The organism is Pseudomonas sp. P105 (assembly GCF_032614175.1).
In the GTDB taxonomy this organism is placed as follows: Bacteria; Pseudomonadota; Gammaproteobacteria; order Pseudomonadales; family Pseudomonadaceae; genus Aquipseudomonas; species Aquipseudomonas rhizophila.
Genome location: NZ_CP126693.1, coordinates 5,722,031 through 5,745,427 on the forward strand (window position 1 = coordinate 5,722,031; position 23,397 = coordinate 5,745,427).

Below are 23,397 nucleotides of genomic sequence, written 5' to 3' on the forward strand. Positions count from 1 at the left end.
TCAAACCTACTGCCGGCCACCGAGGCTCACAATCACAGTCCAGACGCTGAATGCGCCATCATCACTCAACCCGCGGCCGCTTCCATGCGCACCGCACCGCGACGGTTCTGCCCATAGGCAATCACACAGTTACGCCCGGCTCCCTTGGCGTTGTAGAGAGCCTGGTCAGCGGATTTGAGCACTTCTTCGGGGGTGCGCTGTTCGATGCGCTCGGCCACACCGATGCTGACCGTCACCGATACACTGGATGCCCCGGCACCGGCACGACGCTGGCGACCTTGTTGATCATCCTGGGGACGACTGTCGGGATTGCGTAGCTGGATGCTGTAGTTCGCGATGGATTCGCGAATGACTTCCAGATGAGGCATGCACTCTTCGATGGTTTTTCCTGCGAATACCAGCGCAAATTCCTCTCCGCCGTAGCGATAAGCCCTACCGCCACCGCTGATTTTCGACAGTTTGCTGGCGACCAGCCGCAACACCTGATCGCCCACGTCGTGGCCGTGGGTGTCATTGAATTTCTTGAAATGATCCACGTCGCTCATCGCCAAGACATAATTGCGACCCAGGCGCTGCATGCGCTCATTCAGTGCCCGACGCCCCGGCAGGCCGGTCAGTTCGTCACGGAACGCCATCTGATAAGCCTCGTGGGCGACCGCCGCCGCGATCATCAGCATCACCTGGCTGCACATGATGTTCAGGGTGAATGGCAGGATGAAGGTCTTGGGCAACATCCAGAACACGCCGAGCAAACCCACCAATTGCGCGGCATGCAACGGTCGCGGATGGCGCCAGTATTGCCAGGCCAGCAACACAAAGGCGGCGATGAACACCGGGTAGGACAACTGGATCAGGCTCATCCAGGCACCGTGCAACGCTGGCCAGCGGATCTCCGAAAGCCACAACAGCAGTGCCTGGGGAAAACTTTGCTCCAGGGCCAGCGCCACGCTTCCAAAGATCAGCAGCACCGCGAACCGCGCCACCATGTCCTGGAACAAATGAGTCCGCTCCTGCCACGCGGCGAACAGGCCAAACAACAGCGGCAACAACAGGCAGACGAGGTGAAACACCACCGCTGCGTCATCGCGCACCTTGCCGTTGTCGCGATAGAAGTCGGTCTGGGTGTCCAGCAGGAAATAGGCGATGTACACCGTGATCATCAGAAACAGCTCACGCTGACGTCGGTAAACGGCGCAGTACGCCCCTCCGAGCAACAACACCAATGTAGGAAGAACGTTGAACAGGGAGGTGAAAAAGACATTGAGATCCTTGACGTAGGCAGCCGCAAGCCCCGCCAGCAATAGCACCAATGACGGTAGGAAATGACTGAGACGTACAGCGGAAGAACGCGGCAAGGGTAAAAGCTCCGACCCGGCTGATCAAAGATGGCATTGTGCCTGCTACTGGGGCATTAAGGCACGCGAGATGTGACAGATGTCACACTGCCATCCTTGTAACGGCAGGGGGGGATGTTTTCTTAGGGCTTTGTTGGATGAATGTTGCTCCACGATTGCCAACAACTCCTGTGGGAGCGAGCCTGCTCGCGATAGCGGTGGGTCAGCCCACAATGATGTTGGATATGCCGCCGTCATCGCGAGCAGGCTCGCTCCCACAGGAGTTGCGGTCAGGCGCAAAAAAGCCGCTGCTCCCGAAGGAAGCAGCGGCTTTTTTAGAAAAACCGCGTAAGGCTTAGTAACCCAGTGCGAAGTCTTCTTCTTTCATGTCCATCAGGTTGTTGGCGCCCGACAACATGGTTGCCACGTGAGTGCGGGTGCGTGGCAGGATGCGCTGGAAGTAGAAGCGCGCGGTCTGCAGCTTGGCGGTGTAGAAAGCTTCTTCGGTGGTGCCGGCGGCGAGTTTTTCCGCCGCCAGGCGCGCCATGTCAGCCCAGAAATAGGCCAGGCAGGCGTAACCGGAGTACATCAGGTAATCCACCGAGGCCGCGCCAACTTCTTCGCGGTCTTTCATGGCCGCCATACCGACCTTCATGGTCAGCTCGCCCCATTCCTTGTTCAGCGCAGCCAGAGGTTCTACGAACTCTTTGACCGCGTCGTTGCCTTCGTTGCTTTGGCAGAACTTGTGAACGATCTTGGTGAAGCCCTTGAGCGCTTCGCCCTGGGTCATCAGCACTTTGCGGCCCAGCAGGTCGAGGGCCTGGATGCCGGTGGTGCCTTCGTACAGCATCGAAATGCGGCTGTCGCGAACGTTCTGCTCCATGCCCCACTCGGCAATGAAACCGTGACCGCCATAAATCTGCACGCCGTGGTTGGCCGATTCGAAGCCGACTTCAGTCATGAACGCCTTGGCGATCGGCGTCATGAACGCCAGCAGTGCATCGGCTTTTTTCTTCTCTTCTTCATCGACGCCGTATTTGACGATGTCCACTTGCTTGGCGGTGAAGTAAACCATCGCCCGGTTACCTTCGGCGAAGGCCTTCATGGTCAGCAGCATGCGACGCACGTCGGGGTGCACGATGATCGGGTCGGCAGCCTTGTCCGGCGCTTTCGGGCCAGTCAGGGAACGCATTTGCAGACGGTCACGGGCGTACTTCAGGCCACCCTGGAAACCGATTTCGGCATGAGCCAGGCCTTGCAGCGCGGTGCCCAGGCGTGCGGTGTTCATGAAGGTGAACATGCAGTTCAAGCCTTTGTTCGCCGGGCCAATCAGGAAACCGGTGGCCGCGTCAAAGTTCATCACGCAAGTGGCGTTGCCGTGGATGCCCATCTTGTGTTCCAGCGAACCGCAGCTCACCGCATTGCGCTGACCGATGGAGCCGTCGGCGTTAGGCAGGAACTTGGGAACGATGAACAGCGAAATACCTTTGGTACCGGCCGGAGCGTCCGGCAGGCGTGCCAGAACGATATGGACGATGTTGTCGGCCATGTCGTGTTCGCCGGCCGAAATGAAGATCTTGGTGCCGCTGACCTTGTACGAACCGTCGGCCTGAGGCTCGGCCTTGGTGCGCAGCATGCCCAGGTCAGTACCGCAGTGCGGCTCGGTCAGGCACATGGTCCCGGTCCATTCGCCGGAAACCAGCTTGGTCAGGTAGGCCTCTTGCTGCTCGGGCGTACCGTGCTCGGAAATAGTGTTCATCGCGCCATGGGACAGGCCCGGGTACATGCCCCACGACCAGTTGGCTTCGCCGACCATCTCGCTGACCGCCAGGCCCAGGGACTCCGGCAGGCCTTGACCACCATGCTCAACGTCGTGGGCCAGGCTTGGCCAGCCGCCTTCGACGAATTGCTTGTAGGCTTCCTTGAAGCCGCTCGGAGTCTTCACACCGGATTCGCTCCAGGTGCAGCCCTCGATGTCGCCCACACGGTTCAGCGGTGCCAGCACCTGCTCACAAAACTTGGCGCCTTCTTCGAGAATGGCGTCAACCATGTCTGGCGTTGCGTCCTGGCAAGCCGGAAGGCTCTGATAGTGCGCTTCATAGCCAAGCAGTTCGTCACGAACGAAGCGAATATCACGCAAGGGGGCCTTGTAGTCAGGCATAGCGATAAACCTCTGCTGATGTAACCGGGAATGAACGACCGCATGGATTTGTTGTGACGGTCAAACAGTTGTTTGAAACATACGTTTACGCCTAATTCTTGTCAAGCGCCGATCTTTTGCCGTTCGTCATCGTCCCGGAAAAAATCCCAGGCACAGCAATTCACCGCAGCGAAACACTCACAGCGTCCGTAGGAAAAGATTAGTTGAGCCAGAAGGAGTTAGAGACGAAAACGCCGCGAATAATCGCGGCGTTCAGGCAAACCTGAGGTAGAGAATCAGGCGAAAGTGTCGATCAACGTACCGAGCATTTCATCGGAAGCCTTGGCCACGTTCACGCCCAGTTCGACCTGAAACTTGCCCTGGGACATTTCAACCATGTTGCTGGCCAAGTCCGATTGCTGGCTGCGATCCACCGACCGCAAACGATCGACTTGCAGTTCGGACGACTGACTGGTGACCGAACGCTCGATTGTATTGTTGGCAATCTGGCTCGAGGCCTGATCGACACGGTTCTGCCCTGTCTGAATAGTGCTCAGACCGGCATAGAACGCGGTATTTCCTGAGATTTCCATGGCAGAACTCGTCTTCTTGAAGGGTAGACAGCGGACATTGAAACAGAAGCCTGGGGAAAAGACCCGACAAAAACACTAATGGCACAGTGCCTTGTCATAGTGAAAACCTTAGTAGTCCAGCAAATCCAGGTGCAGATGCGCAGCCACGGCTTCGGCGGTGATGCCCTTGATTCTCGGCACACGCCCCAAGCACGGCGCCGGCAGGCGTTCGGCCAGGGTCGCCAGATTTTCTTCCAGCCGCGATGTCTTGGGGTCGATGATATTGGCCACCCAACCCGCCAGTTGCAGGCCGTCCCGGGCGATGGCCTCGGCGGTCAACAGGGCGTGGCTGATGCAGCCCAGGCGCACGCCCACCACCAGGATCACCGGTAGCCCCAGCGCCATCGCCAAGTCCGAGAGGTTGTCCTGATCGGCCAGCGGAACGCGCCAGCCGCCCGCGCCTTCGATCAGAGTGAAATCGGCCTCCAAGGCCAACACTTCACGCATCGGCCCCAGCAACGATTGCACAGTCAAGGCCACGCCGGCTTCCCGAGCGGCCAGGTGAGGCGCGATGGCCGGCTCGAACGCCACCGGATTGACCTGGGCATACTCAAGCGGCACCGAGCATTCGGCCAACAGCGCCAAGGCATCGGCGTTGCGCAGGCCCTTGGGCGTTACTTCACAACCAGAGGCCACGGGCTTACCCGCGGCGGTGCTCATGCCAGCCTGTCGCGCAGCATGCAGCAGGCCAGCCGCGACGGTGGTTTTGCCCACGTCGGTGTCGGTACCGGTGATGAAATAAGCCTGGCTCATAGCGGTTTCTCCAGCACGGCGTAAACCACCCGGTAGGTCGCGGGCAAACCCTGTACCTGACGAAACTGTTCGTAAGCGTCAACCAGTGCGAGGATCCGCGCCCTGCCCGTCAACCCGCCGGGCCGGCCGGGGTTCAGATTGTGGGCGCCGAGGGCTTTCAATTCATGGGTCAGACCGCGCACGTCCGGGTAATACATCACATGGGGACGGTTTTCCAGGCTGATAACGTTCAGCCCGCTGGCCTCACATAGCTGTTGATACGTTTCGAACCCGCGAAAACGGTTGACGTGCACCAGGCCATCCACCTGACGCCAGCTGTCGCGCAGTTCGTACAACGTGCCGACGCAAAGGCTTGTAAAGGCAAACACGCCACCGGGTTTCAAAACCCGATGGACTTCGTTCAACACCGAGGCAAAATCCGCGCACCACTGCACCGCCAGGCTAGAGAACACCAGATCGCAGCTGGATGCCTGCAAGGGCAACCGCTCGGCATCACCGGCTATAAAGTGCGCAGCCCCGCCCTGAGGACGAGCATGGTTGAGCATACCTTCGGCGATATCCAGCGCCAACCCGGTCACCTCGCCGAAGCGCGTACCCAGCGCCCGCGTGAAATAGCCGGTGCCACAACCCAGGTCCATCCAGCGCTCAGGCATGATCGAAGCAGGCAGCCGGTCCAGCAACTGCTGGCCTATGTCGCGCTGCAGCTCGGCCACGCTGTCGTAACTGGTCGCCGCCCGGGAAAACGAGGCCGCCACCTGGCGCTTGTCCGGCAAGGCACCGGGCAATTTGGCAACAGACAAATCAGTCATCATCGGACTCATGCAAAAAAGCCTGAATCGCCCCCGCCACACCGTGGGGGTCTTCCAGAGGGAATCCGTGGCCGGTCTGTTCGATCAGACCGATTTCAACATCGGGCAGCAACACCAGCAATTCACCCGCTGCCTCAGCCGGTACCAGGGCGTCGAGCCCGGCAAACACATGGAGCTGCGGGCCGCCGAAGCCCTGCAAGGCGGCGCGGGTATCCAGTTGCGCCAGCAGCTCGAGCCCGGCCATCAACACATCAGGTGAAGTGACAGGCGCACCCGCCAGCAACAATCGCGACAAGCCGCGCGGATCGCCGCAACCCTGGGCACATAACAAACTGAAGCGTTTGAGGGTCTGGCGCGGGTCGGCGGCGCACCCGGCGAGAAACCCATCAAAAGTTTCACCGGCCATCGCGCTCGGCCATTGATCGTGGGCCACGAAAGAAGGGTTGCTCGCCAGGGTCAACAAGCCGCAACAGCGCTCGCCCCGACGCGCCGCCAGCTCGCCGGCCAGCATGCCGCCCAGCGACCAGCCACCCAACCAGGCATCCTGGGGCAATGTGGCATCCAGCTCATCGAGCCATTCATTGAGGTCGCTTGAGGTCAGTGTCGGCAACGGCTCGATCTCGACCCGCAGATGTTCATCGAGCCCTTGCAGCGCAGCCGCCAGAGGCTCCAGCGGGGAAACGCCCAAGCCCCAACCAGGCAGCAATATCAGTCGATCACGCATGGCTTGGCTCCGGTCCCAGTTGTGCAAAACACTCGGCCAATGCCTCCAGCAGTAGCTGCACCTGAGCCTCACTGTGAGCGGCGGTCAAGGTCACGCGCAGACGAGCGCTGCCGGCCGGCACGGTGGGTGGGCGGATCGCAGTGACCATCAGTCCCCGCTCACGCAGCATCTGCGACAAGCGCATCGCCCGCCCCGCATCGCCGATCAGGATCGGCTGAATCGGCGTGAAACTGTCCATCAATTGCAGGCCGATCTGCTCGGCACCGTGGCGAAACTGGCGGATCAGCACCTGCAAATGTTCGCGCCGCCAATGCTCGCTGCGCAGCAGCTCAAGGCTCTTGAGCGTAGCGCAGGCCAGGGCCGGCGGTTGACTGGTGGTGTAGATGTAGGGGCGAGCGAACTGGATCAGGCTTTCGATCAGGTCTTCACTGCCGGCGACAAAAGCACCGGCAGTACCGAAGGCTTTGCCCAGGGTGCCGACCAATACCGGCACGTCATCCTGGCTCAGGCCAAAATGTTCGACGATCCCGCCGCCATTGGCCCCCAACGGGCCGAAACCGTGGGCATCATCGACCATCAGCCAGGCGCCCTTGGCCCTGGCTGCACGGGCCAGGGCCGGCAGATCGGCGATGTCACCGTCCATGCTGAACACACCATCGGTAACCACCAACGTATTGCCGGTGGCTTTCTCCAGACGGTTGGCCAGGCTCTGGGCATCGTTGTGCAGGTAACGGTTGAAGCGCGCGCCGGACAGCAACCCGGCGTCGAGCAACGAAGCGTGGTTGAGTCGATCCTCCAGCACCGTATCACCCTGCCCCACCAATGCGGTGACAGCGCCAAGGTTGGCCATGTAGCCAGTGGTGAACAGCAGTGCCCGCGGGCGGCCAGTCAAGTCAGCCAGGGCTTCTTCCAGGGCATGATGAGGCCCGCTGTGGCCGATCACCAGATGGGAAGCACCGCCACCCACGCCCCATCGCGCCGCACCGGCGCGCCAGGCTTCGATCACTTGCGGATGATTGGCCAGGCCCAGGTAATCATTGTTGCAGAACGCCAGCAGCGGCTGGCCGTCCACCACCACCTCTGGCCCCTGTGGGCTTTCGAGCAGCGGGCGCTGGCGATAGAGGTTTTCGGCACGACGGGCAGTAAGGCGTGCGGCGAGATCGAAGGGCATGCAGGCCTCGGGGTGAACCGCTATTTAAAGACTGGAGGAGATCCCCCTGTGGGAGCGAGCCTGCTCGCGATAGCGGCGTGCCAGTCAACAAATGTTGAATGCTCCATCGCCATCGCGAGTAGGCTCGCACCCACATTTTTTTGCGTCAGCTCAGAGGGCGGCGTTGTAGAACTGCTCGCTGCTCTTCTGCTCCACCAGCGCCTGTTCAATAGCCGCCTGATGCACTTCATCAGCATGCTCTTCGCGGGCCTCCGGCTGGATGCCCAGGCGAGCGAACAGTTGCATGTCCTTGTCGGCTTGCGGGTTGGCGGTGGTCAGGAGTTTGTCGCCATAAAAAATCGAGTTGGCACCGGCGAAAAATGCCAGGGCCTGCATCTGTTCGTTCATCGCTTCGCGGCCGGCGGACAGGCGTACATGGGACTTGGGCATCAGGATCCGCGCCACGGCGAGCATGCGAATGAAATCGAACGGATCGACGTCTTCGGCGTTTTCCAGTGGCGTGCCGGCGACTTTTACCAGCATGTTGATCGGCACCGATTCCGGATGTTCCGGCAGGTTCGCCAGCTGGATCAGCAGGTTGGCGCGATCGTCCAGGGACTCGCCCATGCCCAGGATGCCGCCGGAGCAGATCTTCATCCCCGAATCTCGCACGTAAGCCAGGGTTTGCAGACGCTCGCTGTAGGTACGAGTGGTGATGATGCTGCCGTAGAACTCCGGCGACGTGTCGAGGTTGTGGTTGTAGTAGTCCAGGCCGGCCTGGGCCAGGGCCTGGGTCTGGTCCTGATCGAGGCGGCCCAGGGTCATGCAGGTCTCCAGGCCCATGGCCTTCACGCCTTTGACCATCTCCAGCACATAAGGCATGTCCTTGGCCGACGGATGCTTCCACGCCGCGCCCATGCAGAAACGGGTCGAGCCGATGGCCTTGGCACGGGCGGCCTCTTCGAGGACTTTCTGCACTTCCAGCAACTTTTCTTTTTCCAGCCCGGTGTTGTAGTGGCCGGACTGCGGACAATATTTGCAATCTTCCGGGCAGGCGCCGGTCTTGATCGACAGCAGCGTGGACACCTGGACGCGGTTGGCGTCGAAATGCGCGCGGTGCACGGTCTGCGCCTGGAACAACAGGTCATTGAAGGGCTGGACGAAGAGAGCTTTGACTTCGGCCAAAGACCAGTCATGACGCAGGTTGGCAGTGGTGCTGGCGCTCATGGGCATTTCCTTGATTATGCTTGGCTGGCACCTGGGGACATGGAATACCCACAGGCGCGACACGGATGTTCGGCATATTTAAGGAAGAGTCATGCGCTGTCAACCACGATACGATGGACTGGTTTACATCTGGTTAAAAAACAAACAATCTTGTCTGTTGTGTGGCGAAACCACCGATACGCCCCAACCCATTTGCACCCCCTGCGAGAGCGAACTGCCCTGGCTCGGTGACCAGTGCAGTATCTGCGCCTTGCCACTGCCCATGGCCGGGCTGCGTTGTGGCCAGTGCGCCACTCAACCGCCAGCCTTCGAGCGGGTCCTGGCGCCATGGGCCTACGACTTTCCTATCGACAGCCTGATCGCACGCTTCAAACATCAGGCCAAATGGCCGCTCGGTCGGTTGATGGGCGAACTGCTGGCGCAGTCCCTGCAGCATCACTTCAATGAAGGACTGGAGCCACCCGACGCACTGGTGCCAGTACCGCTTGCCAATCGGCGCTTGCGTCAACGGGGTTTCAATCAGGCCTCGATGCTTGCACGCTGGCTCAGCGCGACATTGAAGATCCCTTGCGAAGAACAATTGCTGCGGCGCGTCCTGGACACCCCCGCCCAGCAGGCACTCGATGCCAGGGCCCGGCGCCGAAACCTGCGTCAAGCCTTTGCCATCACACCCGACGCCGTGCTCGGCAACCGTCATCTGGCGTTGGTCGACGATGTGCTCACGACCGGCGCCACAGCCCAGGCGCTGGCTCGCCTACTATTGGATGCCGGCGCCGCCCGGGTCGATGTGTATTGCCTGGCCCGCACGCCGAAACCCGGTGAGCCGGCTTGACGCGCCGCCTGCGAGGCGCCAACGTCCGCTCATGATTCCTTGGCGCAGTTCTCCATCATGTCATTGCCCCCGCTCCTGACCCAGCACATCGTCCGGCGCCCACAACGCATCGCCTTGTTGCAGCACATTGCCGAACAAGGCTCGATCACCCGCGCCGCCAAGAGCGCGGGCCTGAGCTACAAGGCGGCGTGGGATGCCATCGACGAGTTGAATAACCTGGCGGACCAGCCGCTGGTGGAACGCAGCGTCGGCGGCAGGGGCGGTGGCGGCGCCAAGCTGTCAGAGGAGGGGCAACGCGTGCTGCGTCTGTATCAGCGCTTGCAAGCGCTGCAGGCGCAGTTACTGGAAGCCAGCGAGGACGCCGGGGATCTGGGCCTGCTCAGTCGCTTGATGCTGCGCACCAGCGCGCGCAATCAACTGCATGGCAAAGTCCTGGGGATCGAGGCCCAGGGCCACAATGACCGGGTACGCCTGGAACTGGCCCGGGGTCTGGTCATCGAGGCGCAAATCACCCATGACAGCACCTTACGCCTGGAGCTGGCTATCGGCACCGAAGTGGTGGCCCTGATCAAGGCCGGCTGGTTGGAGTTGCACCCCATCGAGTCAGCGGAGCAATCGGGAATCAACACGTTGCGCGGCGTGATCGAGCAGGTTGCCGCCGCCGAAGACGGCCCCAGTGAAGTGCGTATCGGCCTGCCCAACGGCCAGACATTGTGCGCCCTGGCCGATCCGCTCCAATTGCATGAGCGAAACCTGGCTACCGGTTCTGCGGTGCACGTCGCGTTTTCACCGACAAATGTGCTGCTCGGCACACCGCTGTAGCGCGCTGCAACAATAGTTTCATCGACCCGCTTTAAGGTGACTGCCAAAACCAGCAGGGAGCCTGATGATGAGCCTATTAGAAGAAAACCAATCCACCGACCTGGAAAAGATCGTCGGCCTGAGCCGTCGAAGCTTCATCAGCGCCGGCGCCCTGTGCGGCGCGGCGATGTTCCTGGGCGGCAACCTGCTGAGCCGCAGCGTGCTGGCCGCCGCCGTGAGCGAAGGCAACAGCAAGCTGCTGGGCTTTAAAAGCATCGCCGCCGCCACGGCCGACACCATTACCCTGCCTCCGGGCTACAAAGCCTCGGTGCTGATCAGTTGGGGCCAGCCACTGCGCAAAAATGCACCGGCGTTCGACCCCAGTGGCAATGGAACAGCCCGCGCTCAGGAAGAGCAGTTTGGCGACAACACCGACGGCATGAGCCTGTTCGAATTCCCCGGCGACAAGAACCGGGCGCTGATGGCGATCAACAACGAGTACACCAACTACCAATACCTGTTCCCTCACGGCGGCCAGCCGCAGTCGGCCGAAGACGTGCGCAAGGCCCAAGCCGCCGAAGGCGTGTCGGTGATCGAGATCCAGCGTCGTCGCGGCCAGTGGCAGTTCGTCCAGGAATCGCGCTACAACCGCCGGATCCACGGCAACACGCCGATTCGCCTGCGTGGTCCGGCAGCCGGCCACGACCTGCTGAAAACCAGCGCCGACAAGAGCGGCAAAAAAGTGCTGGGGACTTTCCAGAACTGCGCCAACGGCATGACGCCGTGGGGCACGTACCTGACCTGCGAAGAGAACTTCACTGACTGCTTCGGCAGCAGCAAGGCGGACCTGCAGTTCGACGCGGCACAAAAACGCTATGGCGCCACTGTCACCAGCAGTGAAATCAACTGGCACCTGCACGACCCGCGTTTTGACCTGGCGAAGAACCCCAACGAACTCAATCGCCATGGCTGGGTGGTGGAAATCGATCCGTTCGACCCGCAATCCACCCCGGTAAAACGCACTGCTCTGGGCCGTTTCAAACACGAAAACGCCGCCCTCGCGCAGACCAATGACGGTCGCGCCGTGGTGTACATGGGCGATGACGAGCGCGGCGAATTCATCTACAAGTTCGTCAGCCGCGAGCGCATCAACCATCGCAATGCCAAAGCCAACCGCAACCTGCTGGACCACGGCACCTTGTATGTGGCGCGATTCGATGCCGGCGACGGCAACCCGGACCACCCCAAAGGCAAGGGCCAGTGGATCGAGCTGACCCACGGCAAGAACGGCATCGACGCCAGCAGCGGTTTCGCTGACCAGGCCGAAGTGCTGATCCATGCGCGCCTGGCCGCCAGTGCCGTTGGCGCCACGCGCATGGACCGCCCCGAGTGGATCGTGGTCAGCCCCAAGGACGGCCAGGTCTATTGCACCCTGACCAACAACTCCAAGCGCGGTGATGCCGGTCAACCGGTGGAAGGGCCAAACCCTCGGGCCAAGAACGTCTACGGGCAGATCCTGCGCTGGCGCACCGACCGCGACGATCATGCCTCCAAGACCTTCTCCTGGGATCTGTTCGTGGTCGCCGGCAACCCGGCGGTACACGCCGGCACGCCGAAAGCCGGCTCGTCCAACATCAACGCCCAGAACATGTTCAACAGCCCCGATGGCCTGGGCTTCGACAAGGCCGGGCGGCTGTGGATTCAGACCGACGGTGATTTCAGCAATACCGGGGACTTCGCCGGCATGGGCAACAACCAGATGCTCTGCGCCGACCCCGACAGCGGCGAAATCCGTCGATTCCTGGTCGGGCCGGTGGGTTGCGAAGTGACCGGCATCAGCTTCTCGCCAGACTACAAAACCCTGTTCGTCGGCATCCAGCATCCCAGCGGCGGCTCGACATTCCCCGAGCATCTGCCCAACGGTAAGCCGCGGTCGTCGGTGATGGTGATTACCCGTGAGGATGGCGGGGTCATCGGCGCCTGATAGCCCTCACGCTGATCGTTCCCACGCTCTGCGTGGGGATGCAGCCAGGGACGCTCCGCGTCCCAAAGAGTAACGCGGAGCGTCACATGAGGCGTTCCCACGCAGAGCGTGGGAACGATCACCGACAGCCGTCACCTATCTCCCTCCGTCTGCGCTACCATGCTGGGCCGGACGCGGCAGCCCTGCCGCTGCGCAGGAGTCAGCATGTCCCATCCGTTTGAAACCCTCACACCCGACCTGGTGCTCGATGCCGTTGAAAGCATGGGCTTGCTCAGCGACGCCCGTGTGCTGGCCCTCAACAGCTATGAAAACCGTGTCTATCAGGTGGGTATCGAAGACGCCGAGCCGCTGATCGCCAAGTTCTATCGCCCTCAGCGCTGGACCAACGAAGCGATTCTGGAAGAGCACCGCTTCACCTTCGAACTGGCCGAATGCGACGTGCCGGTGGTAGCGCCGCTGATTCACAACGGCGTCAGTCTGCACGAACACGCCGGGTTTCGTTTCACCCTGTTTCCCCGGCGCGGCGGCCGCGCGCCTGAGCCGGGCAACCTCGACCAACTCTATCGCCTGGGGCAATTGCTCGGGCGCCTGCACGCGGTCGGGTCGACCCGTCCGTTCGAGCATCGTGAAGCGTTGGGCGTGAAAAACTTCGGCCACGATTCGCTGGCCACCGTGCTGCAAAGCGGTTTCGTACCCCGCAGCCTGCTTCCGGCCTACGAGTCGGTGGCCAGGGACCTGCTCAAACGGGTCGAAGAGGTCTATGCCGCCACGCCTCACCAGAACATCCGCATGCACGGCGACTGCCACCCCGGCAACATGATGTGCCGCGACGAGGTTTTTCATATCGTCGACCTGGACGACTGCCGCATGGGCCCGGCGGTACAGGATTTGTGGATGATGCTCGCCGGTGATCGCCAGGAATGCCTGGGGCAGTTGTCGGAATTGATGGACGGCTACCGCGAGTTTCATGACTTTGACCCGCGTGAACTGGCCTTGATCGAGCCTCTGCGGGCCCTGCGCCTGATGCACTACAGCGCCTGGCTGGCGCGCCGTTGGGACGATCCGGCGTTCCCGCGCAGCTTCCCGTGGTTCGGCAGCGAACGCTACTGGGGCGACCAGGTGTTGGCGTTGCGCGAGCAATTGGCGGCGCTCAATGAAGAGCCGTTGAAGTTGTTCTGACCATGCTGCGGCCCCCCTGTGGGAGCGAGCTTGCTCGCGATGGCGATCGAACATTCAACACCTGTGTCGAATGACATACCGCTATCGCGAGCAAGCTCGCTCCCACAAAGGGATTGCGCTGAAACGCGCATAAAGGTTCACAGCACAATCTGACAAATCTCCTTACAATCACTCTTTTGTTAGCTGCCTAAGCAAGGATTCTGCATGCAAGCCGCCAACCCGCGTCGCGGGTATATCCTGGGCCTGAGTGCCTACATCATCTGGGGTCTGTTCCCGATCTATTTCAAAGCCATCGCCAATGTGCCGTCCGTGGAGATCATCATCCACCGGGTGCTGTGGTCGGCGCTGTTCGGCGCGGCGTTGCTGATGGTCTGGAAACACCCGGGCTGGTGGCGCGAACTGCGGGACAATCCACAGCGGCTGGCAATCCTGGCCCTGAGCGGTACGTTGATCGCGGCCAACTGGTTGACCTATGTCTGGGCGGTGAACAACGAGCGCATGCTCGAAGCGAGCCTGGGGTACTACATCAACCCGCTGGTGAACGTATTGCTCGGCATGTTGATCCTGGGTGAACGGTTGCGGCGCATGCAGTGGCTGGCGGTGGGGTTGGCCGCGGTCGGTGTGGCGCAGCAGGTCTGGCAAGTGGGCAGCCTGCCTTGGGTGTCGCTGGTGCTGGCGCTGACCTTCGGCTTTTATGGGCTGATCCGCAAGCAGGCGCCGGTCAAGGCTTTACCCGGACTGGTTGTGGAAACCTGGATGCTGGTGCCGATCGCCATTGCCTGGTTGTTGTTCAACCCGGCGGCTACCAGCGCCCAAGCCGTTTTCTGGACCACCTCCGAAGCCTGGTGGCTGGTGGCGGCAGGGCCCGTGACGCTGGTGCCGTTGGTGTGCTTTAACGCTGCGGCGCGGCATTTGCCCTACACCACCCTCGGGTTCCTCCAGTACATCGCACCGACGCTGGTGTTGTTGCTCGCCGTACTGCTGTTCGGTGAGCATCTGTCGTCCAGCACATTGGTGGCGTTCCTGTTTATCTGGGCTGGGCTTGCGGTGTATAGCGTCGATGCCGTGATCAGCATGCGCCGGCGCAACTGATCAAAAAATGTACGAACCTCCACAGGCCACGCCTGGCGTGGCCTGCGCTTATCCTTCCCAAGGTTATCCACAGCGTGATCCCCGCCGTTTGTGCACAAGCCCTTGAAAACTGGTGATTTTTTAATCATATCCCGCCAGCGCCCGGCGGACGTGGGCTGGCGAGGTGTCTCTACAGGTTATCCACAGGCAGGCGCAGTTTTTCCTTGGATAACCCGTATCAGTTCTCGTCGCTGAGTTTCAGCTCCACCATCAACTCATCGGCCAGGGTTTCCAAACGTTCCTGCAAAGTGTCCAGGGACAAGGTCACCGGCACCCCGAGGATCGCTTCGGCATGAAACAGCAACTCGCTGCTCATCGGCGCCGGCCGCACGTCCGTGACCAGTCGCTCGACGTTGACGCCCTGCTCACTCAGCAAGCGCGTGATGTCGCGCACGATCCCCGGGCGATCATTACCCACCAGCTCCATCGCGATAGGCTTCCAAGTGCAGGACTCTTCGACGATGCCCTCGGCGATCAGCACGCGGATGTTGTGGGCCGACAGGCCTTGCAAGGCTTCGATCAATTCATCATGGGATTCAGCCGGAACGCTTAGGCGCAGGATCCCGGCAAATTGTCCCGCCAGACGGGACATGCGGCTTTCCAGCCAGTTACCGCCGTGCTCGGCGATGCAAAGGGCGATCTGCTCGACCAACCCGGGCTTGTCCGGGGCGAAAACAGTGATGACGAGATGGTCCATGGCGCGAGCCCTCTTGTTGTGGAAAGAAGAGTATAGGCAGGTGGTCGCGAGCAGACTGATGGCCTAAAGATATATACCTCGCTCCTGTGAGAGCAAAGCTTGCTCCCACAGGATGAAACCAGACACATCGTGTACAAAGATCAAGATTTATATGGAACAATCCATACATTTTTTGAGAACATCCCGTGCCTCGTCGTGACCGTAACACTTTAGTGGGTCGCGGAACGACGCAATTAGTCTAATTTTCACAACCGCAATTGATCATGTAGTATGCCGCAGCGCGCACTACATAATGTTGGACCAATGACTGTTCAAGGCGCGGTCGCATCCCTGAAAGCCCCGTCAGCAAGGCTTAACGCCCGTGACAGGTCCCACCCAGCCGCCAGCGATGGCATGTACTGGTTCCGGGGTTTGTGGTTTAAATGTCCCGAGGCTTCATTGTCAAAATCGAAGAGCTGAAAAGCGAAATAGCTGAGCAGAGTGAGGCAAGCAATGACTGAACACGTTCAAGTCGGTGGCCTGCGGGTCGCCAAAGTCCTGTTCGACTTCGTGAATAACGAAGCTATCCCCGGAACCGGCCTCACCGCCGATGCGTTCTGGGCCGGTGCCGACAAAGTCATCCACGACCTGGCCCCGAAGAACAAAGCCCTACTCGCCAAACGCGACGATTTCCAGGCACAGATCGATGCCTGGCACCAGACCCGTGCCGGCCAGGCCCACGACGCCGTGGCTTACAAAGCCTTCCTGCAAGACATCGGTTATCTGCTGCCAGAAGCGGCGGATTTCCAGGCCACGACGCAAAATGTCGATGACGAAATCGCCCGCATGGCCGGCCCGCAGCTGGTCGTGCCGGTGATGAATGCCCGCTTCGCCCTCAATGCCTCGAACGCCCGCTGGGGTTCTTTGTACGACGCGCTGTACGGCACCGATGCCATCAGCGAAGCCGACGGCGCGGAGAAAGGCAAAGGCTACAACAAGGTACGCGGCGACAAGGTCATTGCCTTTGCCCGTGCCTTCCTCGACGAAGCCGCGCCGTTGGCGGCCGGCTCCCATGTCGATTCCACCGCTTACAAGATCGTCGATGGCAAACTGGTGGTTGCCCTCAAGGGCGGCAGCAACAGCGGCCTGCGTGACGACGCGCAACTGATCGGTTTCCAGGGCGACGCTTCGGCACCGACCACCGTGCTGTTGAAGCACAACGGCCTGCACTTCGAAATCCAGATCGACGCCAGCACCCCCGTCGGCCAGACCGATGCCGCCGGCGTCAAAGACATCCTGATGGAAGCGGCGCTGACCACCATCATGGACTGCGAAGACTCGGTCGCCGCCGTCGATGCCGATGACAAAGTGGTGATCTACCGTAACTGGCTCGGCCTGATGAAGGGCGATCTGTCGGAACAGGTCGCCAAGGGCGGTCAGACGTTTACCCGCACCATGAACCCCGATCGGGCGTACACGACGGTGGACGGTTCGGGCCTGACCCTGCATGGCCGCTCGCTCCTGTTCGTGCGCAACGTCGGTCATCTGATGACTATCGACGCGATCCTGGACAAGGACGGTCAGGAAGTACCGGAAGGCATCCTGGATGGCCTGGTCACCAGCCTGGCGGCAATCCACAGCCTCAACGGCAATACTTCGCGCCGCAACAGCCGTACCGGCTCGGTGTACATCGTCAAGCCGAAGATGCACGGGCCGGAAGAAGCGGCGTTCACCAACGAACTGTTCGGTCGCGTCGAGGACGTGCTGAACCTGCCGCGCAACACCCTCAAGGTCGGGATCATGGACGAGGAGCGCCGGACCACGGTCAACCTCAAGGCCTGCATCAAGGCCGCCAGTGAACGCGTGGTGTTCATCAACACCGGCTTCCTGGACCGCACCGGCGACGAAATCCACACCTCCATGGAAGCCGGCCCGATGGTGCGCAAGGCTGATATGAAAGCCGAGAAGTGGATCGCCGCGTATGAGAATTGGAACGTCGATATCGGCCTGAGCACCGGCCTGCAGGGTCGCGCACAGATCGGCAAGGGCATGTGGGCCATGCCGGACCTGATGGCAGCGATGCTGGAGCAGAAAATCGCTCATCCCATGGCCGGTGCCAACACCGCGTGGGTTCCGTCGCCGACCGCTGCAGCGCTGCACGCGCTGCATTATCACAAGGTCGAGGTGTTCGCCCGTCAGGCCGAACTGGCCCAACGTGCCCGCGCCTCGGTGGACGACATCCTGACCATCCCGTTGGCCGTGAACCCGAACTGGACGCCGGAGCAGATCAGGAACGAACTGGACAACAATGCCCAGGGCATCCTCGGTTACGTGGTGCGCTGGATCGACCAGGGCGTAGGTTGCTCCAAGGTGCCGGACATCAACGATATTGGCCTGATGGAAGACCGTGCGACGCTGCGTATTTCCAGCCAGCACATCGCCAACTGGCTGCGCCATGGCATCGTCACCCAGGACCAGGTGATGGAAAGCCTCAAGCGCATGGCGCCGGTGGTGGACCGCCAGAACGCCAGCGACCCGCTGTACCGTCCACTGGCGCCGGACTTCGACAGCAACATCGCCTTCCAGGCGGCGGTGGAGTTGGTGATCGAAGGCACCCGGCAGCCTAACGGCTATACCGAGCCGGTGCTGCACCGTCGTCGTCGCGAGTTCAAGGCAGCCAATGGGCTGTGATTGAAGGGTAAAACGCAGCACAAGAAAAAGCCCTGATCGAAAGATCAGGGCTTTTTCATTGCAAAATCACCAAGCCCTAGCTGATGCTCGAGTCATTGTGGGATTCATCGGCTCCCACAGACAATTTTAAAGATCCATCCCCAGCTCATGCTTGACCAGACCCAGCAATTTTTCCGTATCAATAGGCTTGAGCAAAAAATCCACTACGCTCAGGTGCATCGCTTCGATGGCGTCCTTCACGTCGGCATCGCCGGAGACGAGGATGATCGGCAGCGCTGCCCGCTCCGACTCACGGACCAGGCGGACCAGTTCAAGGCCATCGACATTGCCCATACGCAAGTCAGTGATCAATAGGCCAATCGACGGCTTGGTTTCCAGCAACTTGAGCGCCGTTTCACCGCTGGCGGCGGTCATGCAGTGAATGCCGTCCAGGGCCAGAATTTCCGATAGCAGCTCACGGGCGTCCTTGTCGTCATCGACAATCAAGACTCGTTGCGGCGGCAGGTCGGGTTCCAGCATGACGGCACTCAGCGCCTCGCGCTCGGCGTCACTCAAAATATCGTGGTCGGACATGATGCTCTCTACGTTCTTTAATCGATCCCCGGCACAGTGGTCAGACATCGTTCTGCGTCGCTTCAATGTGCACTTCGTCGGATTTTTTTCCAAGTACATTTATTGCAGGCTTCGGATAGACCACACGAGGGATTTTTCTATCGTTCCCAGCCTTTTGCGTTGACCTAGACTTACGTCCAATGGGCACCCTACCCTCAGGGGTTGACCATGGGGACAGATCCGACCACAACAATTCAAAAAAGACTGCGCCATGGTTATGAAAAAAACGGACGCCTTTACCCAGGCTGGGAAAACCGCGGTGTTGCAGAACATCCAGGGAACGCTGCAATTCCTTCAGCGTTTTCCCCCGTTCAACCAAATGGAAAACGCTCACCTGGCTTATCTGGTGGAGCAATGCCTGCTGCGTTTTTACGCACCGGGGGACACCATCATCAAACCGGCCGACGGCACGGTGGAACACTTTTATATCGTCAAGCAGGGCCGGGTCGTGGGCGAGCGTCCGCATTCGGCAAAAGGTGGCACCGAGACCACCTTCGAAATCACCACCGGCGAATGCTTCCCCCTTGCCGCGCTGCTGGGCGAGCGGGCCACGCGCACCGAACACCGTGCCGGCGAGGACACCTTCTGCCTGCAGTTGAACAAGCAGGCATTCATCAAGCTATTCGCCCTGTCGAGCCCGTTTCGTGATTTCGCGCTGCGTGGAGTTAGCAGCCTGCTCGACCAGTTCAATCAGCAAGTCCAGCAGAAGTCCGCGCAAACCCTCGGCACCCAATATTCGCTCAACACCCGGCTGGGCGAGCTGGCGATGCGTCATCCGGTGAGTTGCAACCCCGACATGCCCCTGCGCGAAGCCGTGAAACTGATGCACGAACAGCAGGTCGGAAGCATTGTGGTGGTGAACGAGCAAAAAGCGCCGGTAGGGATTTTTACCCTGCGCGACCTGCGGCATGTGGTCGCCGACGGCTCCGGGGATTTTTCCGAAGCCATCGCCGCGCACATGACCCCGACACCCTTCTATCTCTCGCCGGACCACAGCGCCTTCGACGCGGCCATCGCCATGACTGAGCGCCACATCGCCCATGTTTGTCTGGTCAAGGACCATCGCTTGTGCGGCGTGGTGTCCGAGCGCGATCTGTTTTCCCTGCAGCGGGTCGACCTGGTGCATCTGGCACGGACCATCAGCAGCGCCCCGAAAGTCGAGACCCTGGTGGCCCTGCGCGGCGAGATCGGTCAATTGGTCGAGCGCATGCTGGCCCATGGTGCGTCGTCGACGCAGATCACCCAGATCATCACACTGCTCAACGACCACACCGTGTGCCGGGTCATCGAACTGACCCTGGCCGACAAGGGTGACCCGGGCGTGCCGTTCAGTTGGTTGTGTTTCGGCAGTGAAGGCCGGCGCGAGCAGACCCTGCACACCGACCAGGACAACGGCATCCTGTTCGAAGCCCGGGACGCCGCCCATGCGGCGCAGATCCGCGGGCTGCTGCTGCCCATCGCCCAACAGATCAACCAGAGCCTGGCCCTCTGTGGTTTCACCTTGTGCAAGGGCAACATCATGGCCGGCAATCCGGAGCTGTGCCTGTCCCGCGCCGAATGGGCCCGACGCTTTGCCGCATTCATTCGTGAAGCGACGCCGGAAAACCTATTGAGCTCGAGTATCTATTTCGACCTGCGGGTGGTCTGGGGCGATGAGCAAGGCTGTGAGCAGTTGCGCCAGCAAGTACTCGAACAGGTGGCCGATAACCGTTTGTTCCAGCGCATGATGGCCGAGAACGCGCTGCGTCATCGTCCACCGGTGGGACGCTTCAGGGATTTCGTGCTCAGCCGCAAGAACGGCGAAAAAGCCACCCTGGACCTGAAAGTGCAAGGCCTGACGCCTTTTGTCGACGGCGCTCGCCTGCTGGCCCTGGCCAATGGCATCGAAGCCAACAATACCCTGGAGCGCTTGCGGCAACTGGTCATCAAGGACGTGATCCAACCGCTCGATGGCGCGGCCTATGAAGAGGCCTACCACTTCATCCAGCAAACCCGCATGCAACAACATCAACTGCAGACCCGCGAAAACCTGCCCTACTCCAACCGGGTCGACCCCGACAGCCTTAATCATCTGGACCGGCGCATTCTGCGCGAATCCCTGCGCCAGGCCCAACGGCTGCAAAGCAGCCTGACGCTGAGGTACCAGTTGTGAGCATTTTTTCCTGGTTACGCCCGGTCCAACCGATGTTGCCTGAAGACGTGCAACAGCGCCTGGAGCGCCTGCCGGCCCCCGCGCCCCTGGGTGAATGCAGCCTGAGGGAGCAACGCTGGGTGGTGCTGGATCTGGAAACCACGGGGTTGAACCTGAACAAGGATCAGGTGCTGTCCATCGGTGCGGTGGTCATAGAAGACGGCGCCATCGACTTCAGCCAACAGTTCGAACGCACCTTGCAGTGCGACAAGCAGAAGCTGGGACCCAGCGTATTGATCCATGGCCTGGCGCCGAGTGAAATTGCCGCCGGCAGCGACCCCGCCGAGGCGCTGCTGGCGTTCATGGAATTCGTCGGCGACAGCCCTCTGCTGGCATTTCATGCGCCGTTCGACTCCCACATGCTGGGGCGAGCACTGAAGGATTACCTCGGTTATCGCTTGCAGCATTCGTTTCTGGATGTCGCTGACCTGGCGCCGATGCTCTGCCCTCAAGCGCACCTGCGCAAGGCCGGCCTGGACGACTGGATCGACTGGTGCAAATTGCAAGTCTTCGACCGTCATAACGCCAGCGCCGACGCCCTGGCCACCGCCGAATTGGCGCTCATTCTGTTCAGCCGTGCCCGTCAGCAGCAGATCCATAGCCCGCTTGAGCTGCAACAGCACCTGAGCCAATGGAAGCGACGGCAACGGGCGCCTTCGCTTTAGCCCAAGGTGGTTGACCTGTGGGAGCAAGGCTTGCCCGCGATGCAGGCGACTCGGCCAGGCTGCCAGTCCCGGCGATGCCATCGCGGGCAAGCCTTGCTCCAGACTCTCCTGAATCTGCGGATCGTGCTCCGACCAGCGCCAATTGCTTTCTCTCCCCCGCCTCTGCGACAATCGCGAACAATTCTCGTTACTTAAAACGTCGGTGATGCTTCGTGTCGTCAGCCCCAAGCCCCCACAGTGATCTGGTTGGTGCGTTGTACCGTGACCATCGCGGGTGGCTATTGGCATGGCTGCGCCGCAACGTGGCCTGCCCGCAACGGGCCGAAGATCTGAGCCAGGACACCTTCGTGCGCCTGCTGGGCCGGGAGGAACTGACAGCGCCCCGGGAGCCCAGGGCGTTTCTGGTGGCGATCGCCAAGGGACTGCTGTTCGATTATTTCCGTCGGGCGGCGCTGGAGCAGGCCTACCTCACCGAGCTGATGCTGATCCCGGAAAACGAACAGCCGTCGTTGGAAGAGCAGCAACTGATCGTCGAAGACCTCAAGGCTATCGATCGGCTGCTTGGCAAATTGTCGACCAAGGCCCGCGCCGCCTTCCTCTACAACCGCCTCGACGGCCTCAGCCATGCAGAAATCGCCGAGCGCCTGGGGGTTTCCGTGCCCCGGGTGCGGCAGTACCTGGCCCAGGGCATGCGCCAGTGCTACATCGCGCTTTATGGTGAGCCGACATGAGCACGCCTTCTTCCAAACCCGTCTCGACCGGGGTTCTGGATGCGGCCATTGCCTGGCAGCTGTCCTTGGACTCAGGCGGCGGTAGTGCCCAGGAGCGGGAAGCGTTCGCCCAATGGCATGCCGCCGACGAAGAACATGCCTGGGCCTGGCGTCAACTGGGCATGCTTGACCAACGCTTCAGTGTCGCCAACGGCCCTGGGCGAGCCGCGTTGCTGCAATCCAGAGCAAACATCCGTCGCCGGGTGCGCAAGCTCGGCAGCAGCCTGGCCAGCATTGTTGCAGTGATCGGCCTGGCGTTGTTTGCCGGAGATCGTTACTTGCCGCTGGATTACTGGCTGGCCGACCAGCGCACCGCCACCGGCGAACAACGCGTCCTGCGCTTGGCCGACGGCACGCTGATCAACCTCAACACCCACAGTGCGCTGGACGTGCGTTTCGATGACAAGCAGCGCCGCATTGTCCTGCAAGAAGGCGAGATCCTGGTGGAAACCGGCCACAACGACCCGCGTCCGTTTATCGTTGAAACCCGCGAAGGCAACATGCGCGCCCTGGGCACCCGGTTTTTGGTCAAGCGAGAAGCAGAAGGCACGCGCTTGAGCGTGTTGAAGTCGGCGGTGGCGGCGCATCCACAGGCCACCGATGAAGAGCAGATCCTGCGTGAAGGCCAGCAGGTGTTGATGCGCCGCGACGGTCTCGGGCCGACGATGGCCCTGAGTCCGGGCGCCGATGCCTGGACCCGCGGCATGCTGGTGGTGGACAACGCCCGCCTCGAAGACCTGGTCCATGAGCTGGGACGCTATCGTCGCGGCTACCTGGGTGTCGAGCCACAGGTGGCAGACCTGCGCATCACTGGCAGCTTCCCGCTGCACGACACCGATCTGGCACTCAGCGCCCTGCTGCCGACCTTGCCGGTACAGGTCGAGCATCACACGCGCTGGTGGGTGATGGTGGGGCCGAGGGTCGAGACCAAGCCTTGAGGCCCCATCGCGAGCAGGCTCGCTCCCACATTTGATCTTCAGTGATCCCCTGTGGGAGCGAGCCTGCTCGCGATGAAGCCGTCCCGATCCGAAGACCCGTTGGACACCTCACCTCAATCTGAATCTAAATTATTTTCATCCAGCCCTATCACTTTTGA

Annotated in this window: 20 protein-coding genes; 10 read left to right on the top strand and 10 right to left on the bottom strand. The window is 61.0% G+C overall.

Going from position 1 to position 23,397, the window contains the following annotated elements:
- Positions 1–65: 65 nt before the first annotated feature.
- The 8 genes from QOM08_RS25720 to bioB form a co-directional block, all read right to left on the bottom strand.
- Complete coding sequence (locus QOM08_RS25720; RefSeq protein ID WP_047228110.1) at positions 66–1,355, bottom strand: GGDEF domain-containing protein; 1,290 nt, start codon at positions 1,353–1,355, stop codon at positions 66–68.
- A 334-nt stretch (positions 1,356–1,689) separates the two neighbouring features.
- The gene (locus QOM08_RS25725) at positions 1,690–3,495 is read right to left on the bottom strand and encodes a phenylacyl-CoA dehydrogenase (RefSeq protein WP_047228111.1); all 1,806 of its coding nucleotides are present in this window, start codon (positions 3,493–3,495) and stop codon (positions 1,690–1,692) included.
- Positions 3,496–3,770: 275 nt separating this feature from the next.
- Positions 3,771–4,067 (bottom strand): hypothetical protein, encoded by a 297-nt coding sequence (locus tag QOM08_RS25730; protein WP_047228112.1) that lies wholly within the window; start codon positions 4,065–4,067, stop codon positions 3,771–3,773.
- Positions 4,068–4,175: 108 nt separating this feature from the next.
- Positions 4,176–4,859 carry a dethiobiotin synthase gene (gene bioD / locus QOM08_RS25735; protein ID WP_047228113.1) on the bottom strand — a complete coding sequence of 228 codons (684 nt, stop codon included), beginning with the start codon at positions 4,857–4,859 and terminating at the stop codon, positions 4,176–4,178.
- On the bottom strand, positions 4,856–5,668 hold the full coding sequence (gene bioC, locus QOM08_RS25740) for a malonyl-ACP O-methyltransferase BioC (RefSeq protein WP_316912294.1): 813 nt from the start codon (positions 5,666–5,668) through the stop codon (positions 4,856–4,858). Before bioC ends, bioD begins: the two co-directional genes overlap by 4 nt.
- Positions 5,661–6,392, bottom strand: a complete 732-nt coding sequence (locus QOM08_RS25745) for an alpha/beta fold hydrolase (RefSeq protein ID WP_316912295.1) — start codon at positions 6,390–6,392, stop codon at positions 5,661–5,663. Before QOM08_RS25745 ends, bioC begins: the two co-directional genes overlap by 8 nt.
- On the bottom strand, positions 6,385–7,563 hold the full coding sequence (gene bioF, locus QOM08_RS25750) for an 8-amino-7-oxononanoate synthase (RefSeq protein WP_047228116.1): 1,179 nt from the start codon (positions 7,561–7,563) through the stop codon (positions 6,385–6,387). The genes QOM08_RS25745 and bioF overlap by 8 nt, the downstream gene beginning before the upstream one ends.
- 150 nt (positions 7,564–7,713) lie before the next feature.
- Positions 7,714–8,769: a biotin synthase BioB gene (gene bioB, locus QOM08_RS25755; RefSeq protein ID WP_047228117.1), complete on the bottom strand. Its 1,056-nt coding sequence runs from the start codon at positions 8,767–8,769 to the stop codon at positions 7,714–7,716.
- Between the two features lie 91 nt (positions 8,770–8,860).
- On the opposite strand from bioB, the gene QOM08_RS25760 reads away from it, so the two are divergent.
- The 5 genes from QOM08_RS25760 to rarD all read left to right on the top strand — a co-directional run bounded on the left by QOM08_RS25760 (position 8,861) and on the right by rarD (position 14,657).
- Positions 8,861–9,601 carry a ComF family protein gene (locus tag QOM08_RS25760; RefSeq protein WP_316912296.1) on the top strand — a complete coding sequence of 247 codons (741 nt, stop codon included), beginning with the start codon at positions 8,861–8,863 and terminating at the stop codon, positions 9,599–9,601.
- Positions 9,602–9,658: 57 nt separating this feature from the next.
- Entirely contained in the window at positions 9,659–10,423 is a 765-nt protein-coding gene (locus QOM08_RS25765; protein ID WP_047228119.1) for a TOBE domain-containing protein, read from the top strand.
- A gap of 67 nt (positions 10,424–10,490) precedes the next feature.
- Positions 10,491–12,386: a PhoX family protein gene (locus QOM08_RS25770; protein ID WP_047228120.1), complete on the top strand. Its 1,896-nt coding sequence runs from the start codon at positions 10,491–10,493 to the stop codon at positions 12,384–12,386.
- Positions 12,387–12,590: 204 nt separating this feature from the next.
- Positions 12,591–13,565: a serine/threonine protein kinase gene (locus tag QOM08_RS25775; RefSeq protein WP_047228121.1), complete on the top strand. Its 975-nt coding sequence runs from the start codon at positions 12,591–12,593 to the stop codon at positions 13,563–13,565.
- 204 nt (positions 13,566–13,769) lie between these two features.
- Positions 13,770–14,657: an EamA family transporter RarD gene (gene rarD / locus QOM08_RS25780; protein ID WP_047228122.1), complete on the top strand. Its 888-nt coding sequence runs from the start codon at positions 13,770–13,772 to the stop codon at positions 14,655–14,657.
- 217 nt (positions 14,658–14,874) lie between these two features.
- Here rarD and QOM08_RS25785 read toward each other — a convergent pair whose 3' ends face one another.
- The gene (locus QOM08_RS25785) at positions 14,875–15,393 is read right to left on the bottom strand and encodes a glycine cleavage system protein R (RefSeq protein ID WP_047228123.1); all 519 of its coding nucleotides are present in this window, start codon (positions 15,391–15,393) and stop codon (positions 14,875–14,877) included.
- Positions 15,394–15,885: 492 nt separating this feature from the next.
- Here QOM08_RS25785 and QOM08_RS25790 point away from each other — a divergent pair, with 492 nt between their 5' ends.
- Entirely contained in the window at positions 15,886–18,063 is a 2,178-nt protein-coding gene (locus QOM08_RS25790; protein WP_316912297.1) for a malate synthase G, read from the top strand.
- A gap of 126 nt (positions 18,064–18,189) precedes the next feature.
- Here QOM08_RS25790 and QOM08_RS25795 read toward each other — a convergent pair whose 3' ends face one another.
- The gene (locus tag QOM08_RS25795; protein WP_047228125.1) at positions 18,190–18,636 is read right to left on the bottom strand and encodes a response regulator; all 447 of its coding nucleotides are present in this window, start codon (positions 18,634–18,636) and stop codon (positions 18,190–18,192) included.
- A 256-nt stretch (positions 18,637–18,892) separates the two neighbouring features.
- Here QOM08_RS25795 and QOM08_RS25800 point away from each other — a divergent pair, with 256 nt between their 5' ends.
- From QOM08_RS25800 to QOM08_RS25815, 4 genes are all read left to right on the top strand, one after another.
- Complete coding sequence (locus QOM08_RS25800; protein WP_305468590.1) at positions 18,893–20,827, top strand: putative nucleotidyltransferase substrate binding domain-containing protein; 1,935 nt, start codon at positions 18,893–18,895, stop codon at positions 20,825–20,827.
- Positions 20,824–21,531, top strand: a complete 708-nt coding sequence (locus tag QOM08_RS25805) for a PolC-type DNA polymerase III (protein WP_047228127.1) — start codon at positions 20,824–20,826, stop codon at positions 21,529–21,531. Before QOM08_RS25800 ends, QOM08_RS25805 begins: the two co-directional genes overlap by 4 nt.
- Before the next feature lie 212 nt (positions 21,532–21,743).
- Entirely contained in the window at positions 21,744–22,262 is a 519-nt protein-coding gene (locus QOM08_RS25810; protein WP_316912298.1) for an RNA polymerase sigma factor, read from the top strand.
- The gene (locus QOM08_RS25815) at positions 22,259–23,239 is read left to right on the top strand and encodes a FecR family protein (protein WP_316912299.1); all 981 of its coding nucleotides are present in this window, start codon (positions 22,259–22,261) and stop codon (positions 23,237–23,239) included. The genes QOM08_RS25810 and QOM08_RS25815 overlap by 4 nt, the downstream gene beginning before the upstream one ends.
- Positions 23,240–23,397 lie beyond the last annotated feature (158 nt).